Source organism: Pseudohaliea sp. (genome assembly GCF_040217025.1).
In the GTDB taxonomy this organism is placed as follows: Bacteria; Pseudomonadota; Gammaproteobacteria; order Pseudomonadales; family Halieaceae; genus Pseudohaliea.
Window position 1 is genome coordinate 1 of record NZ_JAVJOA010000010.1, and the last position, 17,855, is coordinate 17,855.

17 protein-coding genes, 1 pseudogene and 1 riboswitch are annotated in these 17,855 nt (G+C 58.1%); of the genes and pseudogenes, 6 read left to right on the top strand and 12 right to left on the bottom strand.

All coding sequences use genetic code 11. The features are described from left to right. The first annotated feature begins 157 nt into the window (after positions 1-157). Positions 158-682, top strand: a complete 525-nt coding sequence (locus RKE50_RS11275; RefSeq protein WP_350036534.1) for a hypothetical protein — start codon at positions 158-160, stop codon at positions 680-682. Between the two features lie 102 nt (positions 683-784). Here RKE50_RS11275 and RKE50_RS11280 read toward each other — a convergent pair whose 3' ends face one another. The 3 genes from RKE50_RS11280 to RKE50_RS11290 all read right to left on the bottom strand — a co-directional run bounded on the left by RKE50_RS11280 (position 785) and on the right by RKE50_RS11290 (position 2,770). Further along, on the bottom strand, positions 785-1,252 hold the full coding sequence (locus RKE50_RS11280; RefSeq protein ID WP_350036535.1) for a hypothetical protein: 468 nt from the start codon (positions 1,250-1,252) through the stop codon (positions 785-787). A gap of 499 nt (positions 1,253-1,751) precedes the next feature. Beyond that, positions 1,752-2,216, bottom strand: a complete 465-nt coding sequence (locus RKE50_RS11285; protein WP_350036536.1) for a hypothetical protein — start codon at positions 2,214-2,216, stop codon at positions 1,752-1,754. Beyond that, the gene (locus tag RKE50_RS11290) at positions 2,213-2,770 is read right to left on the bottom strand and encodes an HD domain-containing protein (RefSeq protein ID WP_350036537.1); all 558 of its coding nucleotides are present in this window, start codon (positions 2,768-2,770) and stop codon (positions 2,213-2,215) included. The genes RKE50_RS11285 and RKE50_RS11290 overlap by 4 nt, the downstream gene beginning before the upstream one ends. Position 2,771: 1 nt before the next feature. Then, a riboswitch (SAM-I-IV-variant riboswitch) is annotated at positions 2,772-2,866 on the bottom strand. 154 nt (positions 2,867-3,020) lie between these two features. On the opposite strand from RKE50_RS11290, the gene RKE50_RS11295 reads away from it, so the two are divergent. Beyond that, on the top strand, positions 3,021-4,118 hold the full coding sequence (locus RKE50_RS11295; RefSeq protein WP_350036538.1) for a tetratricopeptide repeat protein: 1,098 nt from the start codon (positions 3,021-3,023) through the stop codon (positions 4,116-4,118). Positions 4,119-4,143: 25 nt separating this feature from the next. On the opposite strand, the gene RKE50_RS11300 is transcribed toward RKE50_RS11295, so the two are convergent. Further along, complete coding sequence (locus RKE50_RS11300; RefSeq protein ID WP_350036539.1) at positions 4,144-4,266, bottom strand: hypothetical protein; 123 nt, start codon at positions 4,264-4,266, stop codon at positions 4,144-4,146. A gap of 559 nt (positions 4,267-4,825) precedes the next feature. Here RKE50_RS11300 and RKE50_RS11305 point away from each other — a divergent pair. After that, on the top strand, positions 4,826-5,173 hold the full coding sequence (locus tag RKE50_RS11305) for a DUF3127 domain-containing protein (RefSeq protein WP_350036540.1): 348 nt from the start codon (positions 4,826-4,828) through the stop codon (positions 5,171-5,173). A gap of 166 nt (positions 5,174-5,339) precedes the next feature. Here the strand turns inward: RKE50_RS11305 and RKE50_RS11310 are convergent, their stop codons facing one another. The 5 genes from RKE50_RS11310 to RKE50_RS11330 form a co-directional block, all read right to left on the bottom strand. Continuing rightward, the gene (locus RKE50_RS11310; protein WP_350036541.1) at positions 5,340-5,693 is read right to left on the bottom strand and encodes a PGPGW domain-containing protein; all 354 of its coding nucleotides are present in this window, start codon (positions 5,691-5,693) and stop codon (positions 5,340-5,342) included. A 337-nt stretch (positions 5,694-6,030) separates the two neighbouring features. Further along, the gene (locus RKE50_RS11315; protein ID WP_350036542.1) at positions 6,031-7,227 is read right to left on the bottom strand and encodes an MFS transporter; all 1,197 of its coding nucleotides are present in this window, start codon (positions 7,225-7,227) and stop codon (positions 6,031-6,033) included. 8 nt (positions 7,228-7,235) lie between these two features. Then, positions 7,236-8,132 carry a fumarylacetoacetate hydrolase family protein gene (locus RKE50_RS11320; protein WP_350036543.1) on the bottom strand — a complete coding sequence of 299 codons (897 nt, stop codon included), beginning with the start codon at positions 8,130-8,132 and terminating at the stop codon, positions 7,236-7,238. A 7-nt stretch (positions 8,133-8,139) separates the two neighbouring features. After that, positions 8,140-8,667: a cupin domain-containing protein gene (locus RKE50_RS11325; protein WP_350036544.1), complete on the bottom strand. Its 528-nt coding sequence runs from the start codon at positions 8,665-8,667 to the stop codon at positions 8,140-8,142. Positions 8,668-8,695: 28 nt separating this feature from the next. Continuing rightward, positions 8,696-10,813, bottom strand: coding sequence for a TonB-dependent receptor (locus RKE50_RS11330; protein ID WP_350036545.1), 2,118 nt, complete (start codon positions 10,811-10,813; stop codon positions 8,696-8,698). Positions 10,814-10,963: 150 nt separating this feature from the next. Between RKE50_RS11330 and RKE50_RS11335 the strand changes: the two genes are divergently transcribed. The 3 genes from RKE50_RS11335 to RKE50_RS11345 all read left to right on the top strand — a co-directional run bounded on the left by RKE50_RS11335 (position 10,964) and on the right by RKE50_RS11345 (position 13,102). Continuing rightward, complete coding sequence (locus RKE50_RS11335) at positions 10,964-11,755, top strand: glutathione S-transferase family protein (RefSeq protein ID WP_350036546.1); 792 nt, start codon at positions 10,964-10,966, stop codon at positions 11,753-11,755. A gap of 53 nt (positions 11,756-11,808) precedes the next feature. After that, complete coding sequence (locus tag RKE50_RS11340; RefSeq protein ID WP_350036547.1) at positions 11,809-12,501, top strand: TetR/AcrR family transcriptional regulator; 693 nt, start codon at positions 11,809-11,811, stop codon at positions 12,499-12,501. Positions 12,502-12,679: 178 nt separating this feature from the next. Beyond that, positions 12,680-13,102 carry a hypothetical protein gene (locus RKE50_RS11345; protein WP_350036548.1) on the top strand — a complete coding sequence of 141 codons (423 nt, stop codon included), beginning with the start codon at positions 12,680-12,682 and terminating at the stop codon, positions 13,100-13,102. 208 nt (positions 13,103-13,310) lie between these two features. Here RKE50_RS11345 and RKE50_RS11350 read toward each other — a convergent pair whose 3' ends face one another. From RKE50_RS11350 to RKE50_RS11360, 3 genes and pseudogenes are all read right to left on the bottom strand, one after another. Next, positions 13,311-13,880 carry an FHA domain-containing protein gene (locus RKE50_RS11350; RefSeq protein WP_350036549.1) on the bottom strand — a complete coding sequence of 190 codons (570 nt, stop codon included), beginning with the start codon at positions 13,878-13,880 and terminating at the stop codon, positions 13,311-13,313. Positions 13,881-14,010: 130 nt separating this feature from the next. After that, a pseudogene (locus RKE50_RS11355) lies at positions 14,011-15,164 on the bottom strand (IS3 family transposase). A 356-nt stretch (positions 15,165-15,520) separates the two neighbouring features. Beyond that, a complete protein-coding gene (locus RKE50_RS11360; RefSeq protein ID WP_350036550.1) occupies positions 15,521-17,635 on the bottom strand; it encodes a hypothetical protein in 2,115 nt (704 codons plus the stop codon). Between the last annotated feature and the right edge of the window lie 220 nt (positions 17,636-17,855).

Below are 17,855 nucleotides of genomic sequence, written 5' to 3' on the forward strand. Positions count from 1 at the left end.
CTGGTTCGAGCCCAGCAGGCGGAGCCAAATTCCGAGAGGAGACAGGGGGTTACAGCGATGTAGCCCCTTTTTTTCGTCCGGGGGTCATGCCCCGGCAGCCACCAGTTACCTACAGCAACGGGACCCTATGCTCACAGCCAATCGCCTCGAAAAAATCATGGAGCTCGAACAGGAGCTCCGCGCCGAATACCAGCAGCAGCTGGACGACAAGCAAGCGGCCATCGACGCCGCCCTCGCCGAAAAGGCCGAGCTCCAGGCCACCATCGACAAGCAGCTCGAGACCATCCAGGAACTGACCGGGAAGGCCAGCGACACGCAGAAGGTCGAGCAGCGCAACCGCGAGCTCCACAACCGCGCCGACAACCTCCAGGGCGAGATCGCCGAGCTGAAGCAGCGGCTGAAAACCCTGCAGAAGGACCTGAACGCAGTCCGCGAGGAGAACAAGGCCCTCAATCAGTTCGACCCGGCGCGCATGAAGAAGAATCTCGATGCGAGCAAGAAGAAGCTGGCCGAGAAGCAGAAGGACAACGAGAGCCTGCAGAAGGCGCTGACCGAGAGCCGGAAGGAGCAGGCGGTGCTGGAGCGGCGGGTGAAGGAGCTGGAGGCGCAGGTGGAAGGCGCTGGGGCAGAGACCGCTGAGGGTGAGGCCGACGAGCGGGCATCCGAGGATCAGGCGGCGTAACAGTCCAGCCTCGGAGTTGGTGCCTTCACCAGGACACCACACGATACCGAACCAGCCTACATCGACGCGTTGGGCAGCCGGCTGAGGAATGAATTAGGGTTCTCACTGCCCCATTGCATCGATGGCAGCAGTACAGGCTTGTAAGTCTTCCATAATTTCGGGTGTGCTCTCAAAGTGCTTGCCGGTCGTGGCGTAGTTGTAGTTGACCTGCTCCACGAGTATCTCGGCAATGTACTGGTGGGTTTTCATCATTGTCTCGGCCACATCATCATTCGTCTGCCCCGGCAGTGCCATGTAAGCGTTTCGAGCCAGAACATACGCTGAGTTAGTAGCGGCGCTCGCCCTTTTTTTTAAGTCACTATTGGCACCAGCCAGATTCTCCACTTGCATATTTAGAACAATGCAACGATCCATGGCGTGGGCAAAATGCAGCAATTCGCCCTCCGCCGCAGCCATAGCGATCAGCTTTTCTACACGAACCAGCTCAGCATAGCTTGGTTTTTCACCTGCACTCACCCTTGTGGTTATGAAAATTACAGCCAGTGCAGTCGCAAGCATCGCTCGCTTCATTCTAATATCTCCAAATGTTCGTGCTGCTTCGCAAATAAATCGAACCATACGCCTGGGCGCCTTTGGCCGAAAGCCACCGATCACGGAACGCTGGAACGGACGTTCGCTACCACAACCGAAGGCTAAAGGACTGGAGGGCCATTCATCGTTCTATGGCCCAGCGGTTTGACCTCAGCCGTCCAAAATTAGACCACGTTCACGCAGTCGCAGGAGGGCTTCGGAATAAAACGCTTCGATGAGGGGTTCCGCTACCGGATCGCTCATTGCCCGCGAGAATCCATTGCCCCCATGGCGCTCGCGAAGAAGATCCATGACAGTGTTTGCTAGCTTGCGCATTGAACTTCCTCCGGGAGAAGAAAACTGAACCCCGCTATCCAACCAGTGGCGCTCTAACTCCAAGAAGCGCAGATTCCACTCACGCTCGTGAAGCATTTCGTGCACTAATACCTGTGCAACGTCACCAAAGCTTGGAAGGAGCCTACCGCTTCGACTCGTACGCCTATTCATCCTGCCAGTCTTCCGTCCCGGAAAGGATCCCTTTTAGGGCTCTTTCCGTCCTCTCGAGAGAAAGATCTCGCCGACCATAATCAAAAAGAAAAGCAGGCGGAAGTTCTTGGCAGGCACGACCTTCAGAATAGACGAGGCGGAGCGACTCCCGAGACACCCACGAGCGCACTAAACCCATGCGGATACGAGCATGAAGCGAATCTGATAAAAGGTCATCGTGACCCTGATATCTTGGCGGCTCCTTTGGGAACGCCACTACGCAGCCTGTGAAAGCACTTTTCAACTGCGCGGTTTCCAGATGATTGAAGGCAGAAGGGCCACGATTCAACTTCGCTGATCGCAAGCTCTTTGCTCTTGTCCGCTGAAAAGGAAGTATGGCAGCCGAGTCGGTGTGGTTTTCCTGGTTGTCTGGTTCTTTCACTGACTTTTCCACAAAAAACACTCTGCGGATGATCATTCAGCACCTCCTACCGCGAGGGGCGCTATGGATCGGCGGTAGGCAGCTGCAATGAAATCGGACTGCCGCGCTTGCGGTGTACACAGGTAACGCGGCGAGGGCTCAATACCGACACGGCCTAGATCGAGGCGGTCAGCATCCCAGCAGGTCATTACGGTGATATCCGCTTCCGTGTAGCCCTCGCTGTGAAAACTGCAGGCAGTCCGAAGAAGCTGGAGTTGCCGCGCATTCAGCCGTACCAATCCGGGACCCAAGTCCTCTGCCAGTTCGGCACTCCGCATGCCATGCCATGGGTCATGATCATCATTCAGGCGAAGGGCGTCATGCAGGAAGGCAAAGTACTCGACTACCGCAGCATCGGCGCCGGTCTCAGCCGCCAGCAACAAGCCGGTATAGCGCACTCGGGCCCAGTGTCGAACACCGTGGATGCCGTTCCAGTCGAGACTAAACCGGCCGCGAAGCTCCCTGATGAGAGCAGGCGTAATCCGAGAAGAAGACGAGGTTCCCGAGTTAGGGAAAACGGAAACGTTATGCGGGCAGGGATCAGTAATCACGAGGGTCTCCTATGTGTTCCAGTGATCTGGCGCATCATTTGACCACCGTTCCCGGAGCGGGCGGTTGGCGGGGAAATCCCCTTCTTGATGCAATTTCCGATGATACGGATTACAGCCGAAATGTCAAGGATAGTGACCTTCAAACACTACTCGATAGAACCCCGAAATTGACGCCGACAAAGCGATATCTGAAGATCTATGTGCTGGCCATCGGAGCAATATTGCCGGTCCTACAAAGAGGTAGAGTCATATGAGCGGTAGTCCGCTACTGGCGACGTTGGTAGCGAAGGGACGTCGAAAAGAGCGCTGTGAAGAAACAATCTCTGTCGAGCTCAAGGCCGTTGAACCTGCATTCGAAGCCATTAGCGGTTCCGACTACGAAGCTGCCAAACGCATCCTTGTACCACTTGCTGAATCGGGCAACGCACTAGCGATGACTGACCTGGGGCGCTTGCATGGCAGAGATCTAATTGAGGAATCATCCATCGAGACGGCAAAACACTGGTTTTGTCAGGCTATTGAGGCCGGTGAATTGTCCGTCTTAGTCGATCTGGCATGGATGTATGAGAGTGGCCAATATGGAAAGGCCGATATCAAGTCTGCCTACGAGATATACCGCCTGGGTGCAGAAGCTGACGAAGTGGAGTGCATGTTCCAGGTCGGCCGTTGTTTTCTCCAAGGCCTAGGAGTCAGTCAAAACACAGCCAACGCAATGATCTGGCTTGGACACGCAGCTCATGCCGACCACGCGCTGGCCTGCTACTGGATGGGGTCCATCTACATCGACGGAAGGTATATAGAGCAGGATGCTTCAATGGCCTCTAACTTCTATGAGAGAGCTGCGGAGTTAGGCTTTGCTCCCGCTCAGAACAAACTCGGAATAATGTACCGAGACGGTATTGGCAGAGAAAAGAATCTCGAACAAGCTTGGAACCTGTTCTGGCTTTCGGCGGCGCAAGGGGACGCCTGGGGGCAGTACTTGATCGGCTGCATGTACCTCACCGGTCAACATGTCGAACAGGATTACGACGCGGCAAGGCAATACCTTGAAGCGGCCGTCCAGCAAGGGTTGGCGGAAGCACAGCTTGAGCTCGGCGCCATGTATGGCAAAGGATTGGGTGTACCAGTTGATCGCTTACGAACTATCGAACTCTACAAGTTGGCAGCTGATCAGGATCACCCTATAGCTCATTGCAATCTGGGAACCATATTCATCAATGGTGACGGAGTAGCTCGTGATTTTTCGAGAGGCCTGGAGCACATGAAACGTGCCGCAGAACTGGGCGACAAAGAAGCGAAGGCGGGGCTTGCTGAGCTACGGGGTGATCACGGTAGGCGCCCGCATTGAGGCAGCGATCTCCAGTCTAGCGCTTTTACTCTCGGTGTGACCTGTCGGCCGGCAGCGCGTGACGTACCAGCGTGTAGATGTCATAGAAGCGCCGGCGGACAGCACCCAGCGGCTCTGCCATCGGCTGGCGGTTGTTGCGATTAATCATGGTTCTTCCTCCGAAAGTGGTCTCACGTACGTGTGCGCGCGCATTTTCAGTGGAGACATAGCTTTGAGAGAGGCGTCAACCCGGGGCGGGAATTTTTCGGCAGCGGCCCCTCGTCGGTCCCGACGGACATGACGAGGTACGGGGCATCGGTGCCGTCGAGTGCTTCGGGACCGTCGAGTGAGAGGCGCTCAACCTTCGCGCCGCAGCCCTGCCCGGCTGCCCCCCCAACCAGCCAGGATTCCAGAATCCCAGTTTTCCAGCCCACCCAGAATTCCGGACTCGGGGGACGCCATCGGGGCACCGCGAGAAACTGGACAACTGGATTTCTGGGAAGCTGGGGCGCTGGTCGCCCTGCCCTCGCGCCCGGTGCTGCGCACTGGCTCACTGAATCAAACTTAGTGATTACAGCTCTTAACCGCCGTCAGCGCGCCCGTCATGAGGGGAGTTACTTGTCCCGCACGAAAGCTAGGGGGACGGATAGTCGTGCCCATGATTGCTCTGGTAGAGGCCCGCCGCTACCCTGCCTTTCTGCACACACTGATCCCGGAGTTAAGCATCCATGGCCTATGAGCTGAGCGGCAAGATCAAGCTGATTCAGGAGCCGAAGACCTTCGACAGCGGCTTCACCAAGCGAGAGATGGTCGTGGTCGTCGAGGACGGCAAGTACCCGCAGGAGATCAACCTGGAGTTCGTGCAGGACAAGGTTGCGCTCCTCGACGACCTCAAGCCCGGGCAGGACGTCAAGGTGAGCTTCGACATTCGCGGGCGTGAGTACAAGGGTCGCTACTTCAACAACCTGCAGGGGTGGCGGGTGGAGGTGCTCAACGGGGATGGGGTAAGCGGGAGTAGCGGAGACGCCCGCGACCCGGAGCCCTCGGATTTCGGGGATGACGATATTCCGTTCTGAGGCGAGTGGGGCCATGCGGTTATCATGCCGCGCTTCCAGGGACGCGCAGAATCTTTTTGAGATAGGAAGTCTTTCAGTAGGTCGAAACCCCATATCCTGCATGGCTCAAGTTACCGGGGTACGGCCCCTCGAAAGCCCGCACGGGCCTCACCGCCAGGCAGGAGCGTCACGGCAATCGGAAAGGCGGCTCGCCGCGGCGTTTTCGCAGTCCATTGAGGCTTTTTAGTACGCCGGGCCGTGTCACCAACCATCGCTCCAGGCGATATTTTCCAGGGAAGTTCATCACCAGGAGCCCGGCGAGTATCGTGAGGACGCCCTGCCCCGGCGTAAACAGCATGAGCACGCCCAGCCCCAGCAGCGCGGCCCCGAGCAGGTTCCGTAGCAGGACCAGCAGGAAGGTTGAAAGCAGCCAGCCCTCCGATTTTCGCACGCTCTGGCGCTCATGCCGGTCGAAGTAATCCGCAGGCAGCTGAGTGACCAGCCACGGGATTGCCAGCAGCGTGGCCAGGGCAACGAGCACAGAGGCCGCGGTGATCCACCAGATGTAGTCCTCGACTGCGTAAATGAGCGACCTCCCGACCGGCTGTCACCTCGAACCTGTGAATGGCGAACGTTCACAGTTTATTCAATTGGCGTGGTGGAACGCATCAGCGTTCTTCAGTGCAGTACTGTGAGTGGCACCGTGCGCCCGAAACGGTTTCTCGAAGGCCTCGAAATCGAGATCGATGTCATGAAGGACGTCATCAGGGGAACGCACTGAGCGCGCGACGCCGGGTGGTGCCTTTCTGAAAGGGGGGGTGTCCCGCAGCGCCGGGCCTGTGCGGTACTCTCGATGTCAGGATCCACGCCGAGCCACACTACTCGTCCGCGTAGATTTTTGATCCGTAAGCGAACAAGGCCGCAGCGATCGACAGGCAGAGGGCACAGAACGCTATGCTCTGATCGTAACCGCCAGAGTAATCGCGGATAGCCGAGAACACCACTGGCGCCACGCCAGATGTCGTGATCGCCAAAGCGTAAACAGTACCGAAAATGAGTCCGTACGCCTCGCCTGGAAAGTATCTGGAGACGAAGTAGGCGAAGATATCGACTTCTGCACCGAGCGCGAAGCCGAGCATGACAGCGCCGAGGGCGGCCGTGGCGGTTCCACCAAAGCCGATCATCATGACACCCGTGGCGGCGCCGATGACGGCCGTGAAGGAGATCCAGGGAGGGCTGTAGCGGTCCAGCAGCAGCCCCATGATGAGTCTGGATATGATCACCGCGAGGCCCAGGGCGCTCGCCACCTTCGCCGCATCGGGGCGTGCCAACCCCTGATCTACCAATAGCGGGACGAGATGAACGACGGGTCCGATCGTCGCCAATGCCATGAGGAACGCGATTATGAGCAGCACGATAGCCTTCCTGTCCGCCAGGCACGCAAGCGCGGCCCGGAACCGGAACTCACGACCGTTCTTCACCTCCGGTGTTGCACCTGTTGGCCTTCCCGCGAGCAGGGCGAGGGGCACGGCGAGCATGGCGCCACCGGCCAGGAGGCGGTAGCCATGGGCGACACCGCCCGATGAGATCACCCGTTCGAATAGCAGCGGGCCCCAGATTGCAGCCATTCCAGCGCCTGCAAGAACAGTCGCGAAGGCAAGGCCCCGGTTCTGATCAAAATAGGGCATGACCGACTTGGTCAGCAGTACAGCTGACGATCCGGAGCCAAAAAATCCTGTCAGGAACATGAGCGTCAGGAACCAGGCCTTGTTGCCGTGGAGCAGACTAATCCCGTAGAAGCCGATTGCCACCGCCAAGAGTGAGCACACTAGCACGGCCCTGACACCGAACCGCTCGGCCAGCGTGCCGACCACTGGTGAGGCCATCGCGACACCGATCGTGAAAAGAAAACTGCCGGCGGAAATCACGGTGCGACTCCAGCCGAAGGCGTCTTCCAGCCCGACCATGAAGATCCCGGCTGTGTAGAGCGGCAGTGCCGCCACACCGACACTTATGCAAAGCACCGCGATGACGAGTGGCCGCCAGCCGCTCCTGAATTCGCCAAGATCCACCATCGGGGACCCTAGATAACCGCAGATCGCAGTGTGCCGATTTTCTCGATCTCCAGTTCAATACGGTCGCCTCGTTTCGGGTAGCGTCCGAGTTCGAAGCCGCAACCGGAACCGACGGTGCCGGATCCGAACACCTCACCAGCCACCAGTGTTTCCGATTCAGACAGCGTTGCGATCATGTCCTCGAATCGGTGGTACATGCTGGACGTTGAGCCTCTTGACCACTCTTCGCCATTGACGCGGGCGATCATGGGAAGATTGTAGAAGTCTTCGACCTCGTCCGGTGTCGCAATGCAGGGACCAAGCACGTTGGCGCCGTCGAAGTCCTTGCTCCGGGATGGGCCGAGGGGACAGGTTATTTCCTCCCATTGCCAATCCCGTGCGCTGTAGTCGTTGAATACCGTGTAGCCGAAAATACCGCTCGCGACCTCCGTGGCCGAAAGACCCCTTCCACCCGTACCGAGAACAACGGCAGCCTCCAGCTCGTAGTCAACTTCCCGGGAGCCCTCGGGCCATCGCACTACCGCATCGGGGCCGACGATCGAGAGAGTATTCACCTTGTAGTAAAGAGGAAGGCGGTACCAGGCCTCCGGGATGGACCCCGCCGCTGCACCATGCGCTTCAAAGGCGCTGAAGTCTCTCATCCGCACCGGCCGAGGCAGCGGAGCCAGTAGCTCGACCTCGCCAAGCTGGATTAGCGATTCCTCCGGTGGCCTGAGTACCAGCTCGGCCGCGCGGTCCCAGTGACGTTTTCCGGAGCTGATCAAACCAGGCATTGAATCGAAGGGCCGAGACTCCAGCCCCCTCAGAGCCGCCGCGTGTTGCAGGTCGACGAGCAGCGCCGCGTCCCCCGGGATATGCGCTCCGACACGCTCGGCGCCCTGGTGCAGATACGTCAGCAGCTTCATGAAAGGCTCATGCCGATTCAGCCGGTTCGGTCTGTTCAGCAGACAACAGCACGCAGGCAGCGATCGCCATTTCCGGCCCGGGGTTGCTCCAGGCGTGGTAAGTACCTCGCTGAATAACCACGTCAAAGGGCTTGAGTGAAATTGTCTCCTGCTCGAGCAGCAGCTCCGGTGTGCCCTGCAGTATTACCACATAGTCCAGGGTGGCTGTCCTATGCCAGAGTCTGCCATCTTCCGAAGGCGCCATATCGACGGCGCCGATCCGGTCTCGTGTCTGAAGGACAAGTGCTTCCAGTTCCTCCCTCTGCAATGTGTCATCGGGCAAAATGTGAAAAAAACGGAACACGGATCCCCCCGGCGATGGCTCGAGGCTTTCCGGCAATTCTCCCGGGTACGCCAGAGGCGCCGTCAGCGACGGGTTCGACGATGCCCGCCAGAAGTGATACATCCAGCCGGCGGATTCCTCCACCTCGCTGTCGCGGTCGCAACGGGATGCTCCGGAGGCGTCTTCACCTGTGATGATGCACCGATAGCCCATGAAGTACCTCGAATAATCGACTGAAAGCCTAGAAACGGTATTCCGCCTCGACGAAATACCTCGGCGGATCGTTATAGGTAGCGATGAGACCGGAGCCGAGGACCACGACATTGGCAACATAACGCTCGTCGAGCAGATTCCTCCCGACCAGAGATAGCGACCAGCGCCCCGAGGCTGCTGTCAGCGCGAGCCTGGCATCAAGCTGGTCGTAGGCTGGAGACCCCAGGGCTTCGAGATTCGGCGCCTGGAAAAAAACCTCGTCGCGATAGGCATAAGTGAGCTCGCCGGAAACGATGCCCAGATCGAGAGTCTTGGTGAAATCCAGCGTCACGCTTCCCTCCCACTCCGGTGCGCGATTCAATCGTTCTCCCTGGTTCTGTATGTCCCCCGGGCCGAGAAAATCAACATATTCCGTGTCCAGATAGGTCATTGATGCCGACAGGCGGAAAACATCGCCCAGCGCCAGGGAAGCATCCATTTCAACGCCGAGAATTTCTGCCTCGCCCGCATTTCTGGTCTGTATCACTCCGAAGCTGACAGGAACGCGGACCTGGAGGTCGTCATAGTCACTGTAGAACAGTGCACCATTGGCGGTGATACGGCCGTTGTCCCAACTGCTTTTGATGCCCGTTTCATAGGTAATGACATCCTCGGGGTTGAAGGATCCTGCCTGCTGGACCGTGAAGCCCCCGCTCTTGAAGCCGGTGGACACCGACCCGTAAAGCATGACGTCTTCCGTCGCATCGAAGCTGAGGCGCGCCACCGGCGTGAAGGAGTCCCAATCGTTTTCCTGAACGCGGTTGGGTATGTCTGCCAGCAGCCCTTCACCCTCCGAGCGGTCTTCGAAGCGCTTTTCTTCGTAGCTGTAGCGCCCGCCCAGGGTCAACCGCAACGCCTCGGAGATATCGCGGCTGTATTCGGCAAAGACCGACGCGGCACGCGACTCGTTGTCGGCAAAGATATTCAAGGATGAGGCGAAGGAGACGAGGGAAACCTTTTGCTGAAGCCGCGTCTGGGCGAGGTAGATGTCGACCCCCGCGATCAGATCTGAATGATCAGTCGCCCGCGTGAGAAAAAGCGACTGGAAAAACTGATCGTGCCGCTCGTCCGTTTCGTTGCGGCTAAAATCCGTCGCAGACCCGTCTGAGTCCAGGGAGCCTTCCAGGTCATCCAAGCGGTAACCGGTGACGGAGTGGATTCCGAAGGATCCCGGCTCAAGGTCGATCGTCAGGTTGACCCCCCCACCCGAGCGATCGAAAACGGCGGGGAAATTCGTCATGTAGTCATCGGGGTCCCCCTGCAGGCTGTTGTCGGCCTGCGATGGGTCGGCCTGATTGAAGGGCAACGCGTTCAGCCGTTGAAATCCTTGGCTCACCTCCTCGTCCATGCCGTCGACCCTCATTGCCACCGAGAGCACATCGCCCTCGTAAGCAAAGGTGCCCAGCGCCGCAGAGGCTTCCCGGGCATTGGCCTCGCCCCCGGTGAGCAGATTGTCGCCCCAACCATCCTCGTCCGTGAAGGAGAGGTCGATGCCGGCGCTAACGCCATCCAGGGCCAGCGGACCGCTGGCGCCAAAACGTGTACGCCAGCGATTGTAGTTACCGTAACGGAGGTTGATAGACGCCTCGGGCGTATCGGAAGGGAGTTCGTGCACCAGCAGGATCGCACCCGCGGTCGCGTTTCGCCCATAAAGCGCGCCTTGCGGGCCCCGCAGCACCTCAACACGCTCCAGGCCGAGCATTTCAGACATGACCGCGGAGGGCTTTCCGATGTAGACGCCATCGACGTAGACAGCGACTGGGTCATCCGAGCCGACCAGGGAGGTACTCGAAGCTATCCCCCTGATACCAATAGGAAAGTTGTTGTATCCGGCTGTGCCGGTGATCGTCACGCCCGGCAGGTAGTTGGCTGCTTCGAAGAGATTGGTAGCACCGAGCGCGTCAATCCGCTGGCCGTCCACGGCGGCGATCGAAAGTGCCGTCGTCTGTATATCAGATGCCCGCCGCGTAGCGGTGACCAGAACCTCCTCCAGCATCATTGTCTGCTCCTGCGCCAGCACAGACTGCGCGCCCGGCGCTGACGAAAGAATCGTCATGGCAAGCGCACGGACCTTCTGGCGACGGACTGATGACCTGTTTCCCAGCATGGCTGCCACCTCTGTTTTTATTCGGACGTTCGTCCAATTTAGTGGGCACGCGATCCCCTGTCAACAGCTTTCATCGGGCGCAGCAGTTTGCCAACGCTCTGCGCAACGGCTATTTTGTCGGACGTTCGTGCAGTCACAACGGGAAGTTCCATGGACGCGAAAGCGTTGACAATCCAGGCAGAGGGCGCGGCCCGCGCCGGGGCCATACCCACGGAGCTGACGCTGTACCACGCCTCCTACTCCACCTGTAGCCAGAAGGTTCGGCTATGTCTCGCCGAAAAGGGCCTGCAATACAGGAGCCACCTGATGCATTTGGGTAGTGGAGAAAATCATTCCCCGGACTATCTTCGGCTCAATCCCAATGGGGTGCTGCCTACGCTGCTCGACGGCGGCAACCCGATCGTGGACTCATCGGTAATCTGCGAGTACCTCGATGAGACCTTTCCCGCCCCGAAACTCGGTCCCACGTCTGCACTCGAACGGGCGAGCATGAGAAGCTGGATGCGCTACTTTGAGGAAGTGCCCACAACAGCAATCCGGATTCCGTCGATCAATAAGCTTTTTCTGGCATCGATCCGGTCAATGGGCGCCGGATGGCAGCAGATGGTTGAGGCGAGCCCACTGCGCCGCGAGCTCTATGCACAGCTTGACGAAGAGGGCTTTAGTGAGCAGACGATGCGTGAAGCGATCCGTCAGCTCGATGAATGCTGCAGGCGAGTCGATGCAGCTCTGTCATCTCGAGGCTGGCTGGTAGGAGATAGCCTGTCGATTGCAGATATCGTGCTGCTTCCGACCATCGTCCGCATGGATGATATCGGGCTTCTGACCCACATCGGCAACTTGCCCTCGCTTCGCGCGTGGTACACCGCCCTATGTGGTCGGGACTCTTTCCGGCGGTGCTACTTCCCGGGAAGCAGACAGAGGCCCAGCGCCCGATTCTAAAGTCCCCGGAAAGTCCGTATCCTTATCCTGGAAATGAGCACCCTGGTCTTCTTATGAAGCTTGAGCCGCCCGAAAAGAAGAGACCCCCAAGACGCCGGAGTACCGCCAGGACCGGAGAGACACGCGACGAGATACTCACCGCGGCCCTGCAGCAATTTGCTGAATATGGATTTCACGGTGCGTCCCTCCGAGAGATCAGCAAACGCAGCGGTGTCCCTTTGAGCGCGCTGCATTATCACTATGGATCAAAAGATGGTCTGTTTTTCGCCGCGGTCGGACAGGTCTTCGCCAGACTTAGCGAAGCGAGGTTGGAGAGGCTTACAGCGCTGCGACGGACAGAGACGCCGCTCGCGCTCGAGCAATTACTGGAGGCTTTTATAAGACCAACCATCGAACTCGCATCAGCGCCCGAAGGGCCGTCCTTCATGAGGTTGCAGTCACGCGTCTATGCCGAGAACGCACCACTCTCAGATCAGTTGACAAAGCTGGTACTCGACGCCACCCACCCCTTTCGGGCTGCGCTGGAGGAAATCATGCCCGAAGTGCCTGACGCGATTCGTTACCGCGGCTACAGGATCATGGTAAGCAGTTTGTCGGGAGTGCCTGTTGACCCCATGTACGAGCAGTTGGCCAAGAGAGCAGCGCTGCCGCGGCGGAAGCGCGACATCGAAGCACTGATCGATCTACTCGTCAGCTACCACGCCGCAGGCTTTCGGTCCCTTCAGCAAAGCGCTGCTGCTTCATAGATCACTTGCCTTGCAAGAGTCACCCGAGCCCCCCGATAAACCCCCTGTATTCAGCCTGGGAAGGGAATAGCTACGCGCGGCCGCCCCTCTTACCATCACCCTACCAAACTACGAACGCGGAAAGTGTTAGCACTTTGGTGGCACCACGATGGAAAAAGCTGGAACCCTCGAGAAGATCATGAACGTCGAAGTCAAGCTTCGCGACGAATGCGAGGCTCAGCTTGAAGCCAGAACGGAGGAGATCAACGAGCTCGTACTCAGACAGCTCCAGCTGCTTGCTGAGGTCGATGATCTCGACGCGCGTGTAAAAGATACCCACAAGAAGCTTGCAGAGCTACGCGTCGAGAACAAGGCACTCAAGCAGTACGATCCGCTGCGCATGAAAAAAAACCTGGATGCCAGCAAGAAGAAACTCCTTAAGAAACAACGGGAGAATGAGCATCTGCAAAAGGCGCTTTCGGAGAGCAAGCAGGTGAACGAAAAACTCACGCACAGAAGCAACACACTGCTAAAAATGCTGACGAACATCGGGTCTGCGACAGATACTGTGGCGCGAGCTGCGAGCCAAAGCGAGAAGGCGGCAGCCGATCGTGCTGAGTGATCTCTGACGGCGTTTCGTGCACGCAAGGGTAGTGCCGGCAAAACACGAACTTGCAGCCATGATCACCGGACTATGCGTGAGCGTACGCTCGCCGTCCTGGCATCAGAGGAGGCGGAATCGGGGAAAGCGCCTGATTCCGAGCCCGGGGCGGCATGGCGACACAGCTGCGGTTCTAACTGAAGCAGGGGAAGAGACAAGGGGCAGGTGGTCAGCCATTCAGGTGTTTATAGAGCAGAACAGCTTCCTGCCGGGAGCTGATATCCAGCTTCCGGTATATCGCCTTGATGTGATCGGAAACAGTATGGACGGACAGGTTTAAATCGCGGGCTATCTCCTTGCGCTGTTTGCCGCGGCCAATTTCAGTAAACACCTGCTGCTCCCGCAAGCTCAGCTCGTCCAGCTTGACCTGATCGAGTCTTTCTCTCAGACGAATATGGCTCATGTCCGTGATAACGGTGTGCGCGGCGCCGGCCTCCTCATCAATGACCTTCAACTGTGTTGACCCGATATAAATGATGTCGTCGTGAGCCAGCTTCTGGCGCTTGACGAGCTGATTGTTTACCCGGCTGCCATTGGTGCTGTTCAGGTCTTCCAGAACGATGTTTTTGATCTGGTTATGCTCATCGAATTCACAATGGAGCGTTGCATGCCGAGAACTGACCGTGGCGTCAGTGATAAGAATATCCGATCTTGGATTGCGGCCAATAAGAATCTCCGCTTTGTCCAGCGCAAAGCGGTGAATGACGACATTTCCCAGAAGCAGGCCAAGCTCAGCCACTAGCCGATGGACCTCACTGACGGCTCCGGGTGCATCGCCAACAGATAACAACGACTTGCCGCATTCGCTTCTCCCGACTTGTTCTACACCCCTGATTTCTTGACGTGCCCCAGGTCTTGCGTTCACCGCCCTAAGCTTTTTTAGCTCGTTTTTCGAACTCCATGGGGCTCACCCCACCGAGCGTCGAGTGCCGACGCCTCGGATTGTAGAACCGCTCAATGTAATCAAAGACATCAGCTCGCGCCTCATCTCGTGTTCGATACCGGTGGCGACTGGTTCGCTCATCCTTCATCCGCGAGAAGAAGCTCTCCATAACCGCGTTGTCGTGACACTCGCCGACGCGGCTCATGCTGCATTCAAGGCCATGGTCCGCAAGCAGTCGCTGGAACTGCTCGCAGGTGTACTAGCTGCCCTGATCGCTATGGTGAAGAAGCTCAGGGGCCGGCTTACGCCGCCAGATCGCCATGATCAGCGCATCCGTAACCAGATCAGCCGTCATGCGGCCCTTCATCGACCAGCCAACGATCCGCCGCGAGAACAGGTCCTGTACCGCAGCAACGTACAACCAACCCTCTGACGTCCACACATAGGTGAAGTCAGCCACCCATTTCCGATTCGGCGCATCGGCCGCAAACTCACGATCGAGCCTGTTCGGCGCTATAGCGCTCTCCAGGCGAGCACCCTTGTCCACCGGTCGTCTGCGTCGCCTCGGCTGTGCCATAAGCTTCAAGGACCGTACCAAACGCGCTATGCGCTCCCTGCCAACGTCGTGATCCCAGTCCTGGAGGTCCAACCAGATTCGTCGAACGCCATAGGTCTCCCCGCTGTCGCCGAAGCTCCGCCGGATATCCCGGATCAGGATTTCGTCATACACGGCTCGCTGACTCTCTGGCCGTGACAGCCAGCTGTAAAAGCCACTCGGCGAGACATCGAGCGCCTCGCATATCCAAGTCACCGGCCAGATTCCTCGATGCTTCGCAATGAACTTGAACCGTCCGGTCAGTCCCTCGCGAAGTAGGCCGCGGCTTTTTTTAGGATGTCACGCTCTGCTTTCAGCTTGCGCACTTCCTTTTTCAACTGCGCGATCTCAGCCTGCTCGGGCTTCAGCTGTCCCGCGCCAGGGAAAGCATGCGCAGGATCATCGCGGTATTGCCGCACCCAACGTCGCAGGACGTTCTCATGCACATCCAGGTCTCGAGCAGCCTGAGCAACGGTCAGACCCCGTTCCGATACCAACCGTACCGCCTCTAACTTGAACTCCCGGCTGAAGCTTCTCCTCGCCATTGTCGTACCTCCAGTTTCATCATCTCACCTTGTCTTGGTGAACGTGAAACCTGGGGCACGTCATAGGCACCGCGGGGAACTGAAAAGCTGGATTTCTGGGGATCTGGGGCGCTGGTCGTCCTGCCCTCGTGCCTGGCCTCGTGCAGCGCCGGGAAGCCTCACCGGAGCGCCGGAGAGGCACGCTATCGGGCGCGCTTTTGTTCGTGGATACGAACATCTTTCTCAACTTCTATCGATCTTCCGATAGCAGCTTTGGGAAGCAATTCTTGGAGCAACCTGAAAGGTGTAAAGACCGACTTATACTAATATCAACAAACGGGATACGAAAGGAACACGGCGCTTGGCGCGGCCCCAAGTCACGGGGCTACTGAGGCGGGCACGCGCCGGAGGACAGCAGTCCCGGTTTCCGAGCTCGACGCCGGCAGCAGCGCATCTTCATTAGGGCAGCTGATATCCCAGTTATAGCTGTAGCTTAACTCGAGAGTATCGCCATCAAAGCTGCCTGAGACTGTGTTTCGCTCTCTTACGGTGCCCTCCTCTTCGAAGCAGTCGTATTCACGTGTCCTAGTTTCAGCATAACTGATCCTGACTGGCTCGCTACTCTCATTCCACCGCCGGAGCTTATCGATGGGGACCTTTATTCCACCGATCAGGAAGCATGATTTCCTGGCGTCTTTCGCGATGTTCACGAAACCGAAATCCGCCCAGTCTGACTCTTGGTAGGAATAGGCTTTACCACTCTCGCTGCATCTATCTGAGTCGCCCCCCTGATTGCGATTTACAACTTGCGTTTGGAAATCTCCATCGAAGTAGAAAAGTTGCTGCCCTCCAACCTCAATCGCTTTCTCGGCGAGAATCGTGCCATCAGAAACGACACTGACGCTGTCAAAAGAAACACCGGACTCGAGCGTGACACCCGGGACGAACACGGAGATGGAAGACTCAGTCTCCCCCACGCGGGGTATCCTTATGGTGTCGTATTCCTCCATCAGGGGAGGAGTGACTCGACGTACCACAACAGTGTAGTTGCCGAGTACCGCTGCGCAATCGTTGACCGGAAACTCCACGCGATACCCGTCTTCGAGCGAAGGAGCTGCCGGGGTCACTACCGGGTCGCCAATTTCAACCTCGCCGATTTCGAGCAGGAAGTCCGGTGGCCCGTGCACAAAGTTTTTTCGAGGCGACTCAAAACGCCGGAGCGTTTCCCGGTTAACGGCGACCGCACTTGCACTCACAAATTGCTGTGTCTCACCGTAATAGTCGACGACCTTGTCCGCGACCTTGCAACTCCCGGAAACGGCGTCCGTCCCTGTAACCCCAGGGGATCCTGGGGCCGCGGTCGGGTCGGCGCATGCAACGTTTAGCGCAGCATTCAGCGCTGTCAGCGACGCAATGCAAGGGGCATATCCAACGCCGACAGACGAAGCGGCCGCCGCAACGCAGATCGTATTGATCGAGACCGGAGTGAGCGCGGTATTACCAAGGCAGACTGCGGTCATGCCGGTTGCTACACCATCGCAGAAGCCATCCAGGCCATCACCGAGAACCTCGGCATAGTTGGTCGGGTACTGGGTACGAAAGAGCCCCAGCTCTGACTGGTAACGCGTTCGCACGGGTTGCACCGTGCCGTCCGCCCGACCGGCTCTAAGCTCCACCGCAGCGGATTCCGGCCCGACGCGCTGGCCGCAGCGATTGACGGCGACATCTGAAAACTCATAAACGATCTGCGCGGGAGAAAGCCCGGCACCCGCTTCGAAAGACGTTCCGGGATACGGTTTGCCTGCTTTAGCCGCAACAGAAGCAGAGTAACCTGAATTGCCTCCAGCATTGGCCCTGGCGATGCTTCTCGGGACGAGCGCTGGATTGACCTCTGAGTTACCCGCTTGGACCGATGGCACCTCCTGACCGTCCCATTCCAACGATACATAGGCGCCATTCGCGTCAACGAACGCTACCAGACGGCCCTGGCGATCAAACTTAAAAAGGTGACGCTGGATCTCACTGTCTACGATGGAGAACTCCCGCAGTGCAACCGGAACCCCCTCTGCGTTCTTATCTCCAACGACCGTGATGTGGAAGCCTTCCGCTGTAATATCGGCAATGCGCGGATCTGCGGCATTTGTGTAAACGGTGTCAACCGGGAGGAAAATAGGCTCGATAAAAACATCCGCTTCGAGAACCTGTCCTTCCTTCAGCGACAGAGAACAGGGCTCTAACATTCCCCCACAGAGAAACTTCCGCCCCTTCTTCCAGCCGACGAACTCATACCCGGCCGCAGGAAGTGCCATGAAAGAGTCGACAAACGCCTCGTCGTTTGGAATATCGAAGGTGCAGACATCCCCTGCTTCACAACTGTACGAGCCACTCTCAGAGATGACTCGGCCACCCTCGCTGATGATCGCGGTTATCTTGCAGCCGGTCAGCAAGAAGCCGCTTAGAATCCACACAACCAGCGAACGATTTGGGCTCATGGGGGGCAGCGGGGCGGGAGCTGAGTGGGAAACGGACCTACCGCCCGCGCTTCAGTAGATCGTGAAAACAGTAGATGCGATGCGCCAAGGACTGTCAAGGCTTTAACCGCTCAAGAGACCTCGGGTGTCAAGTGGGCCAGATCATGGGAAACGAGGGGCCTAGCCCCTAGACTGGCCAAAGACGCATCGTTGCTCCGCTGAGGTGCTGCGCCTGCGCACT